Genomic DNA, 17,905 nt, shown 5'->3' with positions numbered 1-17,905 from the left:
CTGAATTCATGTGCGCATGTCTTGGCAGTGCAGTCGTAATCAACGCGAAGGCCGTTTGACGTCCAAAGCTTTTAGCCGTGACGACAACGTCGCCGGGTGCACGCCCAAATACTCCGCCGCTCCGCCGGTGCCGTAGATCTTGCCTCCGGTCAATTCCAAAACTGCCCGCAGGTTGCTGCGCTCGAGTTGTTTCATCTCCCGGTCCGTCAGCGGTTCGTGCGTTTCAGTCGCGCTATCAACGTCGACCGGCGATAGCGTTGTCGCCGTAGTTGGGAGGTCGAAACGCAGCAGTCCGGTTCGCGCGCGGATTACCGCACGCTCGATCACATTTTGCAATTCCCGCACATTGCCGGGCCAATCATAGGCCTGTAAATCGCGAATATGTTTCTTTTTCAGTGGCGGCACAGCCAGGCCCAGCTTGCGGCTTTGTGTCTCGAGAAAGGTGGCTGCTAATTCGGGGATGTCTTCCTTTCGTTGGCGGAGAGGAATCACGTCGATGGGGAATACGCTGAGGCGGTAATACAGGTCTTGCCGAAATCGTTTCGCGGCCACTTCTTGCTGCAGATCACGATTCGTCGCGGCGATAATGCGGACGTCTGCGTGCCGCGTCTGTTCTTCGCCGATCCGTTCGTAGGTCCCTTCCTGCAAAACGCGAAGCAGTTTGCTTTGCATCTCCAGCGGGATCTCGCCGACCTCATCGAGAAATAATGTCCCCCCATCGGCCAATTCAAAACGCCCCATGCGATCGCGCACCGCTCCGGTGAAGGCCCCCTCAATGTGGCCGAAGAATTCGCTTTCAAAAAGGTCTCGGGGGATCGATGCGCAATTGACTTTGATCATCGGCCCGCGACTGCGTGGACTTTGTTCGTGAATCGCGCGGGCGATCAGTTCCTTGCCGACGCCCGATTCCCCCGTGATCAACACCGTGGCTTCGGTCGCTGCGACCAGTGCGACCTGTTCGAGAATCTTCCGCAAGCCGGGGCTTTGGCCGATGACGCCGCCGGGGCTGCCGGTGGCTGCTTTGACCTCATCTCGGAGGTATTCGTTTTCCAATTCCAGTTGCGATCGCAAATGTTCGATCTGCTCAAACGCCCGCGCGTTGGCAATGGCTGCGCCGGCGTGGTCGGCGATCATCCGCAGCCACGTGACTGCTTCTTCCGAGGGAGGTTGTCGCAAGAAGACAAACAGCACTCCAAGAATTTCCTGTTGGAAACTCAGTGGGTGGCCAATGATCCCGCGAATGTTCTCCCGCACCGCCCATTGGGGATCAGCGATCCACTCGCCATCGGGTTTGAGAATCGTCAGTTCTAACTGCTCGCCCGTCACGGCGATCCGTCCCACCTTGCGAACTCCCAGCGGAAACCGCCGATACCCGCCGTTGAGTCCCGACCAGTCCTCCGTGCCGTCGAGTGAACGGCCGGCGCTGGCCACCAGATGCAAGCAACGGGTCTGGTCCGGACATTCCTGCCGCATTGGGCAGGTGTCGCAAATGTCTCCCGGGTTAATCGTCCAAATCCGCGCTAAGGCTGCCCCATTCAAATCGCACAACCGTGTAACGATCAACGGCAACAGATCCTCCACGCTCCGTTGCCGCGCTAATTCGAGCAACAGGCATTTGAGCGAATCCAAATCATGATCGGGACAACTGGGGTCTTGCATGCGGGTATTGTGCATGAAATATCAGGGAGATGCAATGGAATATCGTGATCCATGAAATGTCATTGTTTTTGGTGGCGGTAACAAATATTTGCAAGGTGCTTTCAGTAAATGAGTTACGGCTTTGTTGTTTCGTTTGGCACGCGACGTGCTTTGTGTGTTGTCTCAATCGGAAACAGATCACAGAACTTAACTTGAGGAGCAAACACAATGTCAAACTCACAAACAACACAAGCCCCGCACGCTTTCACCGACGACAATTTCGCTGCGGAAGTCTTGTCGAGTGACGTTCCCGTCCTTGTCGATTTTTGGGCCGATTGGTGTGCCCCCTGCCGGATGCTGACTCCGGTCATCGAAAACCTGGCGGCGGACCATGTTGGTCAAGCGGTCGTGGGAAAACTGCACGTCGACGAAAGTTCGCAGACCGCCAGTCTGTATGGCATCAATTCCATCCCGACCGTGCTCGTCTTCAAGGGAGGCGAAGTGGTCGAACGGATTGTCGGCGTTCAGCCGCAAAAGCGTTACGAACAAGCATTGGGCGTTTAAGAGCGTCCGCTGTAGCACGACGGTTTCTCAATTCGGGGCGGAGGATTCGTCCGGCCTCATAGTCTGACGAATCTCGACGTCCCATTTCACTCTCTGCGAATCATTCGCAAAGGAAAAAGATCATGGCCCGTTTTCAACTCGTTGATCCGCAACAAACCAATCACGATTCCGCAGAGCTTTTGCAAGGCGTGCAAAAACAATTAGGCGGCGTGCCGAACTTTATGCGGGTGCTGGCGAATTCCCCAGCGACGTTGGCTGGCTTTTTGGATTTTCATACGCACCTGGGACGGGGACGGTTAAGCCTCAAGACCCGCGAGCGGATTGCCTTGGCCATGGCTGAGGCCAACACGTGCCAATACTGCGTCTCAGCGCATTCCACGCTGGGCGGCAAAGCCGGGTTGAGCGAAGACGAAATCCTGGCAGCCCGGCAAGGCGGATCGGCCGACGCCAAGGCGGACGCTGCTGTGCAATTCGCGCGGCAGGTCTTGGAGAGTCGCGGCGAAGTGACAGCGGCAGAACTGCAAGCGGTCCGTGACGCTGGATATGGCGACGACGAGATTGTCGAGATCATTGCCCATGTGGCATTGAACACCTGGACCAACTTCCTGGGTAAAGCCGGACAGATCGACATCGACTTCCCTGAAGTCGCCTTGCTCGGCGAAACGGCCGACGCGATACAGGCAGCATAGACGTCAAGCAGGCCAGCCGCGCGATCTGTATTGCGCGGTCGGCCTTGTGTTTTCACTTCAACCTAGAAAGCCATGTTCCATGTCACGTAAGTACACGGAATTGACATTTACCGAATCGGTCAAGCAAGCGCAGACTCGCTACGGGGCCCGTTCTCAAGCGGCACGGATGGAGGAGATGGATGTTGTTGATGATCGATTGAGCGAGCGCGAAGCGGAATTCATTCACCAGCGCGACGGGTTTTATATGGCAACGGTCGGCGACGATGGTTGGCCGTACATGCAATTTCGCGGTGGGCCGCGGGGGTTTCTCAAAGTCCTCGATGACCGCACACTGGCCTTCGCCGATTTTCGCGGCAATCGGCAGTACATTTCCACCGGCAACCTGGCTCACGATGACCGTGTCTCGCTGTTTTTTATGGACTATGCCAATCGCCGCCGCCTTAAAATCATGGCACGGGCCAACGTGGTCGACGCTGAGGAGAACCCGGAATTGTTGTCGCAGGTCGAAGGCCCGACCTATCGTGCTCGGATCGAACGCGTGGTTGTCTACATGATTGAGGCCTTCGATTGGAATTGTCCGCAGCACATTACACCGCGCTATACCTTGGACGAATTGGCAATGCTTGAGCAAACAGCAGTGAGCTAGCGGCCCGGTTTCGCTTCGTGGATTGTCAGCCGACTGTGCGATTGGGTAAAACACCACGAGCGGCGTAACGCAGGGGCAACGGGTGCCTTGCGAAATGCCGTTTTGCATCCGGCAACCAACAAACGCGCGAGGCGGACTATGCGACCGTGGATTCTTTCTGAAGTCAATTACGGCTACGTCAAAAATCACCATTACGATGTCGCAGTGTTGCCGATGGGAGCAACGGAGCCGCACAATTTGCACCTGCCTTACGGAACCGACACGCTGGAATCGGAAGTCATTGGCGGTTTGGCCTGTGAGGCAGCTTTTCAGCGTGGTGCGCGCGTTGTGATGCTGCCGGCGATTCCCTACGGCACCGAAACCAACCAATCCGCGTTTCACTTGTCGATGAATCTCAATCCCTCGACTTTGGGGCTGGTCATCACTGATTTGGTTGAATCGCTCGTCAATCACGGCGTGCACAAGATCGTGATTCTCAACAGTCATGGCGGCAATGAATTCAAACCGCTGTTGCGGGAATTACACGGTCAGACGCCAGCGCATTTGTTCTTGTGTGACTGGTTTCGCGGGATCTCAGCTGATTTGCAAAAAGAGATCTTTGCCGAGGCTGGTGACCACGCCGGGGAGATGGAAACGGCGATCGGTTTGGCCTACTTCGCCGATTTGGTCGCCACCGATCCTAGCACGGGAACGATCGAGGCTGATGACGGTGCGGTCAATCCCACGCGCTTTGAGGCGGTCAACCGTGGATGGGTCAGCATCACTCGTCGCTGGGATTTGTTGACATCCAACACCGGTTCGGGAAATCCGCACCCCGCGACCGCCGACAAAGGGCGGCGACTTGTCGAAGGCGTCGTTGAGCGACTGTCCGGGTTTCTGGTTGAACTGGCTGACTCGGAAACGGATCAACAGTTTCCGTTTTAGGCGAGCATCCGTGAGGAGTACACGCAAGCCGGTCGGCAGTGCGTGGTTCGATTTTGCCAAAGCCACGGAATAAGTCGTCGTTACCGATTGTGCTGGTCGGGGCTCAGCGTCATTGCACAGTTGGAGCGAATCTGTCGCGTACTTAGGACAGAACGTCTCTGGGGCGTTGACTACACGGAGGGGGAAGTTGTCTCTGCTGTGGAATTTGCAAAGTTGTGGAGCAGACACAGCAAAAAGTTTGCGAAATCAACAAGAACTTTCGTAGGTTCAATCGTGTGAGCCTGGGAAATAGTTCCGTTGGTTCGGGACTAGGATTTTCCCCCCTGGATCACTTATACTTTAGCTTTCCGATGATTCATTTATACTCCCGACGGTCGCATTCTTGTTGCGACCCGCTAGGTGGCCAAGCGTCTGCGCCGTCGAGTGCCCCACGAGAGATATTCGCTGAAATAGACTGAGGTTTACGCTATGAGGGGCAAATCATTTCTCTCTCGTCGAATGTGGATTGTCGCTTGCGCGCTCCTCGTTCTGGTGGGGGCGGGCACACTTCGGTGGTATTGGAAAACTCCTCGCCCGAATATCATTCTTGTCACATTCGACACGACGCGGGCGGACCATCTGGGAGCCTACGGATATGAGCAGGGGCTGACGACCGCCTTCGATGACTTTGCCAAGCGGGGTGTGTTGTTTGAGCAGGCATATGCGCCGGCGCCGATTACCTTGCCGTCGCACACGACGATGTTAACGGGCCTCTATCCGCCAGAACATGGCTTGCGTGTGAATGGGGCGGGCGCTTTGGCGAGCGAGATTCCACTGCTGCCAGAAATCCTCAAAGAGAATGGCTATCAGACCGGCGCCTTTATCGCCGCTGCCCCGGTCTTGGGTGCACAATTCGGTCTGAATCGCGGATTCGATACCTATGACGATGCCCCAGCCAAGATGTTGTCTCGAACGCGGAGCTATGGTGTTGCACGTCGTGATGGTGAAGAAGTTGTGGACTTAGCGCTGGAGTGGTTGGGGCTACGCACCGCTGAGCCGTTCTTTTGTTGGATTCATCTGTATGACGCGCACGGTCCGTATGACCCCTTTACTGAAGTTTACCAGGATCGATTTGCGGAAAAACCGTACGATGCCGGAGTGGCTTGGGAAGTTCAGCAGTTCGACCGGGTGAATGCCTTTTTGAAAGAGAACGGCCTGGAATCAAATACGTTAGTCGTCGTCGCCGGCGATCATGGGGAAGGGCTCGATGATCATGGGGAATATGAGCATGGCATGCTGGTCTACAACACGACCGTGCATGTTCCGTTTGCGTTTGCCGGACCTCAGTTTGTAAAACCGGGGACGCGTGTCGGGGAAGTTGTGTCGCTCGTTGATATCATGCCCACACTGCTCGACGTGTTACAGATCCCGGCACCCAAACATATGAGCGGACGGAGCTTGCTTCCGGCATTGAAGGGGGAGTCGATCGAATCGCAAGATTGTTATGCCGAGTCGGAAATGCCGTACTACATGAATCGTTGGTGTCCGCCACGAGCGGTGATTTCTGAGCAATGGAAGTACATCCAATCCACGCGGCCCGAACTCTACAATCTGGAAGAGGATCCTGAAGAACTCAATAATCTTGTCGATACCGTTGGTGAAGAAGCCAACAGATTGCAAACCCTCTTGACCAACATGCTTGAATCGTTCCAACGTACCCAAGCTGGAGAAGTGGAACTGTCGGAACAGGATGTGGCGAATTTAAGATCATTAGGGTATGTGGCTGGCGGTACATCTTCTGAGCAGGATGCCGTCGTGACCACCGACCAATCGCTCATCGATGTCAAAGACATGGTGCCCTATGTCTCAAAGTTCGAAGAAGCTAAACACATCGTCGCCGAGGGTCAGCAGGAAGAGGCCATGGTCCTGCTTCAGGAGATTGCGGATGCCACGGAGGACTATCCGGAGGCCGACTTAAGTCTCGGCGATCTTCTGGCTGAGGCGGGCCGCCACGAGGAGGCCGTGACGGTCTATCGATCCGTGCTGGCACGGCGGCCTGACTTTGTCAGCGCGTATTTTAAGCTCGGCAGCGTTCTGGCAGCCCAGGGCCAGTTCGAACAGGTGGAAGCGAATTTCCGTGAATTCCTCAAAGCCAACCCGGATGACCCCGCGGGGCATTTGGAATTGGCGAATGTGTTGGGACGACTGCAGAAATATGACGAGGCCATTTCAGAGTTTCGTGAAGCATTACGTCTCGCGCCGGATATGGTAGCGGCGAACGTTTATTTAGGGCATTTGCTGGTGAGGTTACAGCGACCGAAGGAGGCTGTTGGTTACCTCGAGAAGGCGATCGAAATTGATCCCCGCAATGTCGCTGCGCATGAGAATCTGATGATGGCCCTCGCGCAAACGGGGCAGCCTACCAAAGGTATACAAGTCGGCATGCGGGCTATCACCCTGAACCCGAAGTCGTTCGAAACGCGATTCAATCTGGGGCTGTTGCTGGTCCAAAATCAACAATACGAAGACGGCATTCTTCTGTTGCGCGAAGCTCAGAAAATCCGTCCCAACGATCCACGTCCCACGCAACAAATCCGACAGATCGAAGCAGCGTTGCGTAAAGGGAGTCGTTAGCCAGTTTGGGCAGCTAAACCGTTGGCATTCAGTGTGACGGACAATCAAAACAGACCCAACGAAGGCCGTTCTGAGGGCGTATTCTAATTAGCGGTCTCGCTTTGCCCTGAGTGGTGAGGCGTCCTTGTGTTTGCGTGGCAGTAAAGGTATACAAGATATAGACTTGCTGCGCAGGCCCCAGCGACTTGTCGGCGATTCGGAGCGTGGCAATGATCAGGAATTGTTGATGATTATCGAGGCTTCGCGGATCCTGTTGAGTCTCATGAAGAGTGATGGTGCGAGCCGATGATTCCAACGTTCTACGAAATGATTGCCACAGCCGCGCCTCCCCTTGCGCCAAATTTGGCGTATATCGGTCCCGGTGCCGGCTTCACATTTCTGAGTTCATTTTTGGTTCTGTTCGCCGCGATTGGTCTGTTGTTGATCTCGCTGGCGACATGGCCGATCCGTTTTGTAACGCAATGGGTGCGCCGGATCCGCAGCGGCGTGACCGGCGGTGTCGCGCGGGTCGTTGTGGTCGGGCTGGACGGGTTGGACCCTGAGCGTGTGCGGCGGTTGATCGACGAAGACCGGCTCCCCAATTTCAAAGCCCTCAAGGAGGAAGGAACGTTCTCCGAACTGGGAACGACCTTGCCGCCCATTTCTCCCGTGGCTTGGTCGTCGTTCATGACCGGCGTCAATCCGGGCAAGCACAATATTTTTGACTTCTTGAACCGTGACCTACGCAGCTATCTGCCCGAATTATCCTCAGCCAAAGTGACAGCCACGGGCAAGACGAGCCTGCTGTCCAAGATTGGTCTGGGAGGATCGGGAATTCGGCTGCTGCGTAAGAACCAACCCTTTTGGCGCGTGCTTGGCAAATACGGGATTTTCAGCACGATCCTTCGCGTGCCGATAACCTTTCCGCCCGAGAAGTTTTTTGGCCTGACGCTCTCGGCGATGTGCACTCCCGATTTACGGGGCACGCAAGGCACGTTCACCATGTATTCGTCAAACGAGGCGGAGTGCAAAGACTCGACCGGCGGCGTCTGGATTCATGTGACTGAGGCGAACAACCGGATCGAAACAAGTCTCAGTGGACCTCCGAATGAGGCGGGGCGTCAACCGTCGGAATTGACGCTTCCCTTGATCATCCAGCGGCGTCCCAAAGACGATGGAGTCGACGCCACGATATCGGGCCAGACCATTCATCTGCGACCCGGGGAATATTCTGAATGGGTCCACCTAACGTTTCGTTGTGGGTGGCTGAAGAGAGTGCACGGGATTTGTCGGTTTCGCTTGGAATCAGCCGCGCCGCAATTTCGGTTGTATGTCACACCGATCAACATCGATCCGGAACGTCCGGCGATGCCGATCTCCGCACCGCTGTTCTATTCGCTGTATCTCGGCAAATTGCACTCTTCGTTTGCCACCCTCGGTTTGGCCGAAGATATGTGGGCTTTGAATTCCGGTGCCATCGACGAGCAGGCGTTTCTGGATCAGGCCTACGACATTCATGCCGAACGCGAGACGATGTTCTTCGACGCGCTCAAGCGGACGCGCCGTGGATTGTGCATGTGTGTGTTTGACGGATCCGATCGAATTCAGCACATGTTTTATCGCCACAATCGCAAAGACCATCCAGCGAATGCCGACAAAGATTCCGAGCGTCACGCACACGTCCTCGATGATATGTACGAACGAATGGACGGTCTGGTCGGGCGGGTGCGAGATTCGATCGATGAAGACACCGTCTTGATGGTCCTCTCCGACCACGGTTTCTGCGATTTTAGCCGCGCTATGAATCTCAACTATTGGTTGCGCGAAAAGGGCTATCTTGTGATGGACGAAGCGGCGACACAGGGTGATTACTTTGCCGGCGTCGACTGGTCGCGGACCCGTGCCTATTCCTTGGGGCTCAATGGGATCTATCTGAATCGAGTGGGGCGGGAGTCGAAGGGATGTGTCCCAGCCGAACAGGCGGCGGAGTTGCGTACGGAAATTGCCGATGCTTTGCGGCACATGATGGATGATGAAAAACAATGCCGTGCGATACGTGAAGTCTACGACAGCCGAAAGGTCTATTCGGGATCGTATGTCGATAACGGTCCGGATCTGATTGTGGGCTTTGAGAAAGGATATCGTGTCTCGTGGGAGACTGCAGTCGGGGGCAGCGATGGCCCGATGTTTTACGACAACACGCGTTATTGGAGCGGCGACCATTGTGTCGATCCGCAACTGGTCCCCGGTGTGTTTCTCTCCAACCAACAATTCAGCGACGAGAATCCCGCGATTACAGACTTGGCACCGACGATTCTTAATTTGTTCGGCGTCCCGGTGCCGCTATACATGGATGGTAAAGCGTTGACAAGGAACGGCAAGCCGCCGTTGCCAGCAGTCGACACTGCAGAATCTAACGTCTCTTCCGTAGAGGTGACCGCATGACAACACCATCCGAACAAACCGCAGCAGCTGTTTCCCGGCGTCGTTTTCTTCAAGCCGCGGCTTCGGCGGCGTTGGTCGCCGGTTGCGGCAAATCGACACGCCGTGGTGAATCCACAGGTGGGGCAGGGACCGATGCTCCCGTCGAGCGAATGATTGTGCTCGGCGTGGATGGCATGGACCCGAAGTTGTTGGAGCAATTCGTCGCCGAGGGACGGATGCCGAATTGTCAACGTTTGATGGAAGCGGGTTCCTTTGGGAACTTGCAAACCTGCGATCCCCCGCAAAGCCCCGTGGCTTGGTCGAATTTCATTTCGGGGACGAATCCCGGTGGACATGGGATTTTCGATTTCATTGCCCGTGACCCAAAGACTATGCTGCCGTTTCACTCAACCGCTCAGGCAGAGCCAGCTTCGGGCATGCTTTCGTTGGGAGGTTGGCAGGTCCCGCTCTCTCCAGGGAGAATCGAAAACCGTCGCCACGGAAAGACGTTTTGGAACGACCTGCAGGATTCGGGTGTCCCTTGTACTATTTTTCGCGTGCCCGCTAATTTTCCGGCCACGGATACCGATGCGACCACACTCTCGGGCATGGGGACCCCCGATCTACAAGGTGGGTATGGCACGTTCACCTATTTCACGGATCATTCGCGGCAACGGACGCATGATGTGCCGGGCGGAAACATCCAAAAGGTGGCCGTACGAGACCACGTTGTGGAATGCTCTTTAAAGGGGCCGGTGAATTCATTCCTGGCCGAGGAGACGAGTTCGGAAGTTCCGTTTCAAGTCTACTTGGACCCTCAGCGGCCGTTGGCGAAAATCGTTTTTCCCGAATCGGAGGTACTGCTCCGGGAAGGCGAATGGAGTGATTGGATCGTGGTCAAATTCCCGATGCTACCGCACTTGGTGGAAGTCTCGGGAATCTGCCGTGTTCTGCTTAAGAAAGCTCAGGACGGATTCGGTTTGTATGTCTCGCCGGTGAATATCGATCCCTCTGATTCCTCCATGCCGATTTCGACTCCGCCCGATTACGCTCAGCGGCTCGTGCGGGAGATGGGGTACTTCTATACGCAAGGCATGATCGAGGATACCAGCGCGCTGTCGGCCGGTATTTTGACTCCGGAAGAATACCGCCAGCAATCGACATTCGTGATCGAGGAACGGCTCCGGTTTTTTGAGCACGAACTAGAACGCTTCGAGGACGGGTTTCTCTTCTTTTACTTTTCGTCGCTCGACTTGAATTCCCACGTCTTTTGGCGGACCCGCGACCGCAAGCATCCCGCCTACTCGCAAGAGCTCGCCGACCAGCATGGCGATTTCATTCCCGAGCTATATGGCAAACTCGACCGCGCAATCGGCCAAGCCATGGAGAAGGCGGACGAAAACACCCTGTTGATGGTCATGTCGGATCACGGATTTACCTCATTTCGTCGGCAATTCAATTTGAATTCGTGGCTGATGGACAATGGCTACGTCGGTGCCAAAAACCCCAATAGCCGCGGTGCCAACAGTTATCTCCTCGATGTCGATTGGCCGAACACACGCGCGTATGGATTAGGGATCAACGGGCTTTACCTCAATCTCGCCGGCCGCGAAACCCAAGGAACCGTGGCTCAAGGGAGTGAGGCGGAAGAACTCAAGAGCGAATTGATTGCTCGATTGAAGGAAGTCCGCGATCCCGAAAACGGCGAGCAAGTCATTGCAAACGTCTTTCGAGCCGAGGAGATTTATAGCGGTCCCTATCTTCAGGACGCGCCGGATCTTATCGTAGCTTATAGCAATTATTACCGCGCATCATGGGACACGGTCTTGGGCTCGTTTCCTCGCGAGCATCTGTTGGACAATACCGATGCCTGGAGCGGGGATCATTGTGTGAATTCACAAATTGTACCGGGAGTCTTACTGTGCAACCGGGCGATCCAGAAACAGGATCCCAATCTAACCGACTTGGCTCCCACCATTCTGTCGGCCTTTGGAGTCCCCGTTCCGACGGAGATGTCGGGGCAAAACATACTTTAATTCCCAGTGTTGATATTTCAGAAAAGGCAAACATGTTCGGTCCAAAAGTGAAAATTGAACCGGGACTTTACGAGAGTCTGAAGAAAGCCTCCCAGGCAGTGGGTTGCTCGAGCGTTGATGAATTCATCATCAACATCCTGGAAAAAGCAGCCGCCGAAACAGAACAGGTTGAGTCCGAGGAAGAAGTGCGAAAACGATTGCAGGGACTGGGATACATCGATTAGCAACCATGACCTATGTCAATTTTATCTGCAACACGCTTGGCGATTTACTCATCTCTCCGTTTCGCGGGGAGAATCCTTGGCCGGCAATGCTGGCGATTTCGTTCGTCACATCGATCGTTTTCGTTTGGGCTTTCAAAGTCTTCTCCAACCAGCAGGCATTGAAGCGTAAAAAAGGGCGGATGTTGGCTCGCGCGTTGGAGTTGCTGATCTTTCGGCATGATATGATCGTCAGTGTGACCGCCTTTGGACGACTTGCGGTTGCCAATCTGAGTTACCTAGGGGAGCTGCTCAAGCCAATCGGCGTGACCCTCGTCCCCGCGTTGCTGGTATTGATTCAGCTCTCCTGCTGGTATGAATATCGCCCGTTTGCTGTCGACGAATCGATTCTTGTGCAGGTTGATTTCACCGACGATTTTCCCTTGATGAGTGCAGACATCCAGTTCATTCCCTCAGCGGGACTGCTGGTCGAAACCGAAAGTATGCGCGTCCCCGCCTTGAGCCAGGCGAATTGGCGTTTGCGGGCTGAGGCAGATGGCTCCCAGTGGATTGAGGTCCAGACCGATCAAGAATCCGTCCGCAAGCAGATTGTCGTTGGCAACCGTTTGCTTAAAGTATCCGACCAGCGCGTCAGCAGTGGATTTTGGGACGAACTATTTCACCCGGCTGAACCTCCCATTGAAAACGTGGGACCTATCAAACAGGTTTCCGTGCAATATCCCCACCGGCAACTTTTTGTGGCTGGCTACGAAATTCCTTGGGTGATTGCGTTCCTGCTCCTGACGATGATTTTCGGCCTGTTGATCGGACGGGTGATGAAGGTCAGCTTTTGAATCGGTTATTCACTTTTCGAGGCGTCTCATGATCACCATCGTTTCCGGACTCCCGCGTTCGGGCACCTCATTGATGATGCAAATGCTGCAAGCGGGGGGCCTGCGTCTGCAAACGGACAATGTCCGGGAAGCGGATACGCACAACCTCCGCGGTTATTACGAAGATCGCCGCGTGAAGGCTTTGGCCAAAGAGAACGCATGGCTGGCCGAAGCGGACGGGATGGCGCTCAAGGTCGTCTCGTTGCTACTGTACAATTTGCCGAGCGACTTGGAATACCGCGTGGTCTTTATGCGTCGGAACATGGATGAGATTCTTCGCTCCCAAGACAAAATGCTGGCGGACACGGCTCCTCAGCAAGCGGGAATGGACATCCGTCTGCACTTTGAGCGGCATCTCCAAGATCTGGCCAAATGGTTGCTGCAGCAAAATCATATTCGATCGATGGAATTGGAATTTCGCTCAGTCGTCGACGCACCACTTGATGCCGCCCGCAGCGTTGCCGATTTCTTGGAACTGCAACTCGATCTGGAAGCCATGGCGAACGTCGTCGATCCGTCGCTTTATCGGCAGCGGCAAGACTAAGGGTATGTTCCGCCAGCATGCTCTTGTTGATCGTCTTTCCGAGATTGTACGTGTGCGTTGAGAGGCAGGGTGCAGCGAAGCAGCGCGTGCTTTGGTATACTTTTGATTCACCTTTCGCCCCGGTCACCGGGGTTGACGAATCGTACCTAACATGGCCTCTGTCGATTGGCTGCTCGATGAAAGTGAACCTGCAGGACCAAGTCGCCCTCGTGACCGGAGCGGCGCAAGGGATTGGAAAATCAATTGCTGAGGCGCTGGCCGCTAATGGGGCGCGGGTTGTGTTTACGGATGTCGACCTCGCGACCGTGACCGAAACCGCAGCCGGGCATGATGGTTGTCTCGCGCGGCAATTGGATGTCACCAATGAGGCGCAGATTGCTGAGGTGATCGCCGGGACCGTCGACGAATGGGGGCGGCTGGATATTGTCGTCAATAACGCCGGCGTCAATACCATGGCTCACCGCGTAACGATCGATGAATTTCCCCGCGAAGAATGGGATCGGTTGCTCAACGTCGATCTGAACGGGCTGTTCGCTGTCAGCCAAGCGGCGGCGCGCGTTATGCGGGGGCAGGGGAGTGGCAAGATTATCAACATCGCCTCGATCGCCGGTTTGGTACCACTGCGATTGCAATGCGCCTTTGTCGCCGCCAAGGCGGGGGTCATCAATCTCACCAAAGCCATGGCGATCGAACTGGGGCAATACGGCATTCTGGTCAATGGCATCGCACCGGGATCGATTATGACCCAGGGGACCCGCCAATTGTTTTATGGCGAGGACGGCTCGTTTCGTGATTCCGTACAACAGCTGTTGGCACACATCCCGCTGGCGCGGCCGGGGACCACGGAAGAAATCGCCCATGCGGCACTGTTTTTGGCCGCTCCGGAAAGTAGTTACATCACCGGTCACATTCTCACCGTCGATGGCGGTTGGACTGCCGGCTACACCCGCGACTTTTAATGGACGTTATTGCTCAGCCTACGGATCCAGCCCCTTTCTTCAGTTGCAATTCACCCTCTCTAATAGGATTCCAGTCATGGCCAAGTTCACACAATTTGTCGGCTACCAAGGTACGGAACCTCCCAAGATCCCCAAGCCGGAGACGCCGCCTGAGCCGATGATCGTCACCGTTCAAGAAGGGGTGCCGGTCGTCTATCCCAACTGCGTCGCCCCCGCCGTACGAGTCGTGCATCCCGTCAATCCCAACGCCCCGGCAAAGAATATGGGCTTGGTCGTATTCTACATTCCGCCACACGCGATTCTGGAACCCGGGTCACACGAGACGGAAGAGACCTACGTAATCATGGAAGGCGCCGGGACAATGACATTCGGCAGCGGTTCGCGCCCGGTGAAAAAAGGCGATTTCGTCTACCTGCCGCCGTGGTGTCTGCACGGCATCGAAAACACCGGCACCGAAATGTTGGTTGTCCTGATCTGCACATCACCCCCCAATCCCTAATCCTCAATTTACAGAACCAGCGACAAGGGATGGCGAGGCTCCCGCCGAGCCACGCACAATGAGTGAATCTCATAAAAAGCAGCTGTGCGACGCCAAGAACACGGCCTCCCCACCCAACTCCTTCGCTAGCTTTGCGCCTTAGCGTGAGGCTTTTCACCGCCTGAAACGACGCAACTAACGGCCGACCTGATCATCCATAATACGGCGGGACTCCCGCGCGGCGGATTCCCAATCTCCGTTTTGGCCCGCTGTGACGATGTCGTTGAGCCAAACACCTTCGGTTTCCTGAAGCGATCCGTCGGCGAGAGCATCTTCAATCAGTTCGCTGATGGCAGGCAGCCGCTCGGTGCTCTTCTGGTTGCAGACCGAGTACAAGGCTTTACTGATTTCGTAGGCTTTGGGGCTAACCTGCGGGTAACCGCAACCGCTGAGTTGTGTGCAGAATGCCGCGGCAAGAATCGTAATGGCCCATCTCTGGTGAAGACGAAGTCGCATGATTAGTATTCCCCTATGATTTCGCCTTCGCCGATGCTAGCCAGCTCGGCCCAGACAAATAGGTCGATGTTTTCGGAAACAAAACGGACTGAACCATCCCCCAGGCAGACAAACCCGCCGCCGGTATGTTCGGAGTACATTTGCCCCACGTGATAGGTGGGAAAATTAATGGGGTGGATGATGGGAAAGCCGGTGATATCCAGTTCGCCGCCTGAAGGACCGGCGTGGACCAGCACAAGCGTCGCCGCTGCGTCGGGACCGTTTTCAGGTGAGGTGAAATTCGGATGCGTAAACGCACCGGGTACAACGCCAACCCAGGTTTTTTCGCTGAGGTTCGACGAATGTTCGCCGAGGAAGACCGTGTTGGTCATGCCGTCGGTGACATGTTTGATACGCGTGGCGGAGTTGCGATAAAACGGCCCGTCTGCGACCTGCGACGCGTCTCCATTGATCGACACTGTTTGAGTTGTTGAGGTGTAGATGTTGGAAAACACCACGCCCGCGGGAGCAGCACCGCACTCACCCCAACAGGACTCCTGTCCATGGCTGGCGACATAATGTGATCGTCCCAATTGCACCTCTGCTCCATCCACCAACAACGGGTCTGCAGCTGCGTCTCGTACTGTAAAGGGCTCCGTCGCTCCGCTGGCAGAAGGACATAAGAAAACCGGAAGCGTGGTTTGAATTGCGGTCGCGTTGGCAGCATCCCAACAAGGGCGATTCAAGTCCAATGTCTGATACAGCGGGGCCTGGTCAAGGTAGGGCAACAGCATGGTCCCCCACGCCCAACCCGGTGCTGCATCCCAGGTGAGCGGATCGATGTTCGCCCAAGAGGGACCTGAACCGTTGCTGGTTCCGTACGAGTAATAACCGGCGGGAAATGCGGAGTGGGCATCGTGGTAATTGTGCAGTGCCAATCCCTGTTGTTTGAGATTGTTCCTGCAACGCGTCCGCCGCGCGGCTTCACGGGCCTGTTGCACAGCGGGCAATAATAAGCTGACGAGTATGGCAATGATCGCAATCACAACCAGCAATTCAATGAGCGTAAATCCGCGTCGCCGATGTGTGGCTGACATAGCTTTATCCTACGGGTGTAGTATTTTGTTGGGGGGGAAATCGCGAGGAAGGATGAGCATAACAAATAATTCCAATAAGGCAACTATAAATTTTGATTAATCAAAATAAGTTGGCTCGCCTAGCGCCGGTTTAGGCCGTTTTGACGCGGAAATCCTGTGAATTTAAGCAATTCGTCACAAACACAGGCTGAACGGGTGGGCGTGAAACTGGCCGTTGACTGGACCGGGCTGTCCTCGGTCTGCTACAAAAAAACTCGCTGGCGCGCCTGCGATTAGCGCGCACGACCGATTCTATGACCGCTGCCTTACCGTTCAGGATATTTCCGACATGACTGCGAGCAAACGGACGATCGACGTTGCCATTATTGGTGGCGGGATGTTTTTTGATGATATTATTGGCCAGACCTTCAAGGACTTTATGCGGGGGGGAATGGCCGGCGCGCTCAACAGCATTGGCATGAGCCACATGGCAGCGGACGTGGCTGATGTGGAGATTCGCGTGTGTGCGGTCGGGACGCGGAGCGAAAAGAGCGGCACCGCGGGACGGATTGTCCAATGGTTTTCCGAGGACTTTCCGGACGGCAAAATTGATGCCTGTTATGGAGACGCCGTCTGGAAAGACATACTGGCCACGCACAAACCGGATGTGCTGTTCGTTGCCACGCCCGATCATGTGCATGCGGAGCCCATTTTAGATGCGCTGGATGCCGGTTGCGATGTGATTACCGAAAAGCCGCTCTGTTTGACGACCAGCGAAGCGGATGAAATCATCGCCAAGGCCCGCGAGACCGGTCGTATTGTTGCTGTCGATATGCACAAACGGTACGACCCGTTCGTGCGGGAGATGATGTCCAAAGCCCCCGAGCAATACGGCCCGATCAACCGCGTGCGGACGGTGCTCGAGGAACCACTGGAGGTCAGTACAGACATTTTTGCCTGGGCCGAACAAAGCAATCCGTTCGCTTATGTCGGTTGCCATTGGTTGGATGTCGTCCACCATTACTTGGGCGTCAAACCGGTCACGGTGTTTGCCACAGGGCAAAAGAACCTACTGCTCAATTGGGATGAACACCACAAAGAGATCGCCCGCCGTCGCGGCGTCGACCCCTCGACATTCAAACGGCAACATGCGATCAAAACCTGGGACAGCGTTGACGTGGCAGTAACGTATGACAACGGCATGCGGGGCGATTACAACAACAATTGGATCAACCCGGCGGAGTTTGAAGGGGCGGTCAATCAGGAGATCGAACTGTACGGTATCTACGGCCGGGGCTATGTCGATCAACAAGATCGCGGTTACCGCGAAGCCATCATCGGCGACGGATCACGCACACGGAACCCCTCGTTCGGCGGGCGGATTCATCATATTGGCGGAGAGTTGGAAATTTTTGGTTACGGGAAAGCCTCCATTGCTGCCGGGATGTTGGCCGTGATTCGTCGACGCATCTTGGGCGAATCGCTGGAAGCCATCGGTGATTCCTACCCGACAGCCGCCAGCCAACGAGACGTTGTAAGAGTAATCGAAGCGGCATCGGTTGTGGCGGAAAAGAACTACGTACACTTCGAAGCGGGCCGCGGCACACCGGTGACGGCGTTGTTAAGCGATTCGGAAATCCAAATCATCGAACCGAAAAGCTAAAACCGGCTGCATCATGAGATTGTTAGTGTGGTGATGCTGAATTCCCCAAAACAGCTTGGCGAGTCAGTCCTCCTGGACGAGTTT

16 protein-coding genes are annotated in these 17,905 nt (G+C 55.3%); 13 read left to right on the top strand and 3 right to left on the bottom strand.

The window, feature by feature from the left end:
• Nucleotides 1–39: 39 nt before the first annotated feature.
• On the bottom strand, nucleotides 40–1,674 hold the full coding sequence (locus CA54_RS26795; RefSeq protein WP_231963211.1) for a sigma-54-dependent Fis family transcriptional regulator: 1,635 nt from the start codon (nucleotides 1,672–1,674) through the stop codon (nucleotides 40–42).
• A gap of 192 nt (nucleotides 1,675–1,866) precedes the next feature.
• On the opposite strand from CA54_RS26795, the gene trxA reads away from it, so the two are divergent.
• The 12 genes from trxA (at nucleotide 1,867) to CA54_RS26735 (ending at nucleotide 14,608) form a co-directional block, all read left to right on the top strand.
• Nucleotides 1,867–2,202, top strand: coding sequence for a thioredoxin (gene trxA / locus CA54_RS26790; protein ID WP_146374049.1), 336 nt, complete (start codon nucleotides 1,867–1,869; stop codon nucleotides 2,200–2,202).
• 122 nt (nucleotides 2,203–2,324) lie between these two features.
• Nucleotides 2,325–2,891 carry a carboxymuconolactone decarboxylase family protein gene (locus CA54_RS26785; RefSeq protein ID WP_146374048.1) on the top strand — a complete coding sequence of 189 codons (567 nt, stop codon included), beginning with the start codon at nucleotides 2,325–2,327 and terminating at the stop codon, nucleotides 2,889–2,891.
• Between the two features lie 79 nt (nucleotides 2,892–2,970).
• Complete coding sequence (locus CA54_RS26780) at nucleotides 2,971–3,537, top strand: pyridoxamine 5'-phosphate oxidase family protein (protein ID WP_146374047.1); 567 nt, start codon at nucleotides 2,971–2,973, stop codon at nucleotides 3,535–3,537.
• 138 nt (nucleotides 3,538–3,675) lie between these two features.
• Nucleotides 3,676–4,461 (top strand): creatininase family protein, encoded by a 786-nt coding sequence (locus tag CA54_RS26775; protein WP_146374046.1) that lies wholly within the window; start codon nucleotides 3,676–3,678, stop codon nucleotides 4,459–4,461.
• Between the two features lie 468 nt (nucleotides 4,462–4,929).
• Nucleotides 4,930–7,074 carry a sulfatase-like hydrolase/transferase gene (locus tag CA54_RS26770; RefSeq protein WP_146374045.1) on the top strand — a complete coding sequence of 715 codons (2,145 nt, stop codon included), beginning with the start codon at nucleotides 4,930–4,932 and terminating at the stop codon, nucleotides 7,072–7,074.
• Nucleotides 7,075–7,359: 285 nt separating this feature from the next.
• Entirely contained in the window at nucleotides 7,360–9,498 is a 2,139-nt protein-coding gene (locus CA54_RS26765; RefSeq protein WP_146374044.1) for an alkaline phosphatase family protein, read from the top strand.
• Complete coding sequence (locus CA54_RS26760) at nucleotides 9,495–11,513, top strand: alkaline phosphatase family protein (RefSeq protein WP_146374043.1); 2,019 nt, start codon at nucleotides 9,495–9,497, stop codon at nucleotides 11,511–11,513. The genes CA54_RS26765 and CA54_RS26760 overlap by 4 nt, the downstream gene beginning before the upstream one ends.
• 32 nt (nucleotides 11,514–11,545) lie before the next feature.
• Nucleotides 11,546–11,737: a hypothetical protein gene (locus CA54_RS26755; protein ID WP_145378046.1), complete on the top strand. Its 192-nt coding sequence runs from the start codon at nucleotides 11,546–11,548 to the stop codon at nucleotides 11,735–11,737.
• A 5-nt stretch (nucleotides 11,738–11,742) separates the two neighbouring features.
• Nucleotides 11,743–12,567, top strand: coding sequence for a hypothetical protein (locus CA54_RS26750; RefSeq protein WP_146374042.1), 825 nt, complete (start codon nucleotides 11,743–11,745; stop codon nucleotides 12,565–12,567).
• A 28-nt stretch (nucleotides 12,568–12,595) separates the two neighbouring features.
• On the top strand, nucleotides 12,596–13,150 hold the full coding sequence (locus tag CA54_RS26745) for a sulfotransferase (protein WP_146374041.1): 555 nt from the start codon (nucleotides 12,596–12,598) through the stop codon (nucleotides 13,148–13,150).
• 176 nt (nucleotides 13,151–13,326) lie between these two features.
• On the top strand, nucleotides 13,327–14,109 hold the full coding sequence (locus CA54_RS26740) for an SDR family NAD(P)-dependent oxidoreductase (protein WP_146374040.1): 783 nt from the start codon (nucleotides 13,327–13,329) through the stop codon (nucleotides 14,107–14,109).
• A 76-nt stretch (nucleotides 14,110–14,185) separates the two neighbouring features.
• A complete protein-coding gene (locus CA54_RS26735) occupies nucleotides 14,186–14,608 on the top strand; it encodes a cupin domain-containing protein (RefSeq protein WP_197532863.1) in 423 nt (140 codons plus the stop codon).
• 174 nt (nucleotides 14,609–14,782) lie between these two features.
• Here CA54_RS26735 and CA54_RS26730 read toward each other — a convergent pair whose 3' ends face one another.
• Together CA54_RS26730 and CA54_RS26725 are read right to left on the bottom strand one after the other, a co-directional pair.
• Nucleotides 14,783–15,103 carry a hypothetical protein gene (locus CA54_RS26730; RefSeq protein WP_231963210.1) on the bottom strand — a complete coding sequence of 107 codons (321 nt, stop codon included), beginning with the start codon at nucleotides 15,101–15,103 and terminating at the stop codon, nucleotides 14,783–14,785.
• A gap of 2 nt (nucleotides 15,104–15,105) precedes the next feature.
• Nucleotides 15,106–16,179 carry a DUF1559 domain-containing protein gene (locus tag CA54_RS26725; protein WP_146374038.1) on the bottom strand — a complete coding sequence of 358 codons (1,074 nt, stop codon included), beginning with the start codon at nucleotides 16,177–16,179 and terminating at the stop codon, nucleotides 15,106–15,108.
• Nucleotides 16,180–16,507: 328 nt separating this feature from the next.
• On the opposite strand from CA54_RS26725, the gene CA54_RS26720 reads away from it, so the two are divergent.
• Nucleotides 16,508–17,821 (top strand): Gfo/Idh/MocA family protein, encoded by a 1,314-nt coding sequence (locus CA54_RS26720; RefSeq protein ID WP_146374037.1) that lies wholly within the window; start codon nucleotides 16,508–16,510, stop codon nucleotides 17,819–17,821.
• The last annotated feature ends 84 nt before the right edge of the window (nucleotides 17,822–17,905 follow it).

Source organism: Symmachiella macrocystis (genome assembly GCF_007860075.1).
Lineage (GTDB): Bacteria > Planctomycetota > Planctomycetia > Planctomycetales > Planctomycetaceae > Symmachiella > Symmachiella macrocystis.
Note: the sequence above shows the minus strand (reverse complement) of the source record. Positions and strands in the feature narration are given on the sequence as shown.

Coding starts and splice junctions, on each gene's coding strand:
- CA54_RS26795 (WP_231963211.1), bottom strand. CDS start 1,674: ATGCACAATACCCGCATGCAAGACCCCAGTTGTCCCGATCATGATTTG.
- trxA (WP_146374049.1), top strand. CDS start 1,867: ATGTCAAACTCACAAACAACACAAGCCCCGCACGCTTTCACCGACGAC.
- CA54_RS26785 (WP_146374048.1), top strand. CDS start 2,325: ATGGCCCGTTTTCAACTCGTTGATCCGCAACAAACCAATCACGATTCC.
- CA54_RS26780 (WP_146374047.1), top strand. CDS start 2,971: ATGTCACGTAAGTACACGGAATTGACATTTACCGAATCGGTCAAGCAA.
- CA54_RS26775 (WP_146374046.1), top strand. CDS start 3,676: ATGCGACCGTGGATTCTTTCTGAAGTCAATTACGGCTACGTCAAAAAT.
- CA54_RS26770 (WP_146374045.1), top strand. CDS start 4,930: ATGAGGGGCAAATCATTTCTCTCTCGTCGAATGTGGATTGTCGCTTGC.
- CA54_RS26765 (WP_146374044.1), top strand. CDS start 7,360: ATGATTCCAACGTTCTACGAAATGATTGCCACAGCCGCGCCTCCCCTT.
- CA54_RS26760 (WP_146374043.1), top strand. CDS start 9,495: ATGACAACACCATCCGAACAAACCGCAGCAGCTGTTTCCCGGCGTCGT.
- CA54_RS26755 (WP_145378046.1), top strand. CDS start 11,546: ATGTTCGGTCCAAAAGTGAAAATTGAACCGGGACTTTACGAGAGTCTG.
- CA54_RS26750 (WP_146374042.1), top strand. CDS start 11,743: ATGACCTATGTCAATTTTATCTGCAACACGCTTGGCGATTTACTCATC.
- CA54_RS26745 (WP_146374041.1), top strand. CDS start 12,596: ATGATCACCATCGTTTCCGGACTCCCGCGTTCGGGCACCTCATTGATG.
- CA54_RS26740 (WP_146374040.1), top strand. CDS start 13,327: ATGAAAGTGAACCTGCAGGACCAAGTCGCCCTCGTGACCGGAGCGGCG.
- CA54_RS26735 (WP_197532863.1), top strand. CDS start 14,186: ATGGCCAAGTTCACACAATTTGTCGGCTACCAAGGTACGGAACCTCCC.
- CA54_RS26730 (WP_231963210.1), bottom strand. CDS start 15,103: ATGCGACTTCGTCTTCACCAGAGATGGGCCATTACGATTCTTGCCGCG.
- CA54_RS26725 (WP_146374038.1), bottom strand. CDS start 16,179: ATGTCAGCCACACATCGGCGACGCGGATTTACGCTCATTGAATTGCTG.
- CA54_RS26720 (WP_146374037.1), top strand. CDS start 16,508: ATGACTGCGAGCAAACGGACGATCGACGTTGCCATTATTGGTGGCGGG.